This is a genomic window from Kineococcus indalonis, assembly GCF_009906395.1.
In the GTDB taxonomy this organism is placed as follows: domain Bacteria; phylum Actinomycetota; class Actinomycetes; order Actinomycetales; family Kineococcaceae; genus Kineococcus; species Kineococcus indalonis.
Genome location: NZ_JAAALM010001039.1, coordinates 1 through 408, shown reverse-complemented (window position 1 = coordinate 408; position 408 = coordinate 1). Strand labels below are relative to the sequence as shown.

Annotated in this window: 1 protein-coding gene; it reads right to left on the bottom strand. The window is 76.0% G+C overall.

The features are described 5' to 3' along the window. Positions 1–262, bottom strand: a 262-nt coding sequence (locus tag GTR00_RS22595) for a cupin domain-containing protein (protein ID WP_205706463.1), incomplete at its 3' end; no start/stop codon positions are given. Positions 263–408 lie beyond the last annotated feature (146 nt).

The window sequence follows — 408 nt, the reverse complement described above, 5'->3', positions numbered from 1 at the left end:
CCACCCGGCCCGGCAGCAGCGTGGAGGTGCCCACGACCAGCGCGCCGGGGCCGCGGCCGCTCCGGTGCTCCTCCACGCGGTACACCGGCGCGTCGCCGCCGCGCTCGTCCAGCGCGGCGCGGAAGGCCCGCTGGTCCTGGTACACGCCCTCCAGGTCCTGCAGGTGCTTGACGTACGAGCCGGTGCGGCCGCCGATGCGGCCGTCGGTGCCGATGGTGAGCGTTCCCGGCTCGGCCGCCGGTGCGGGCGGGGAGGACGTCATGGCGGTCTCCTGCCGTCAGGGGTGGTAGTACGACTACACCCACCCCGTGCGGTCGCGCCAGGTCCCGGGCGGGTTTCCCGGCGGTTTCCGGCGGATCCCCCGGCGGATCTCCCGGGGGATCTCCCGCGGATCTTCCGGGGGGTCTC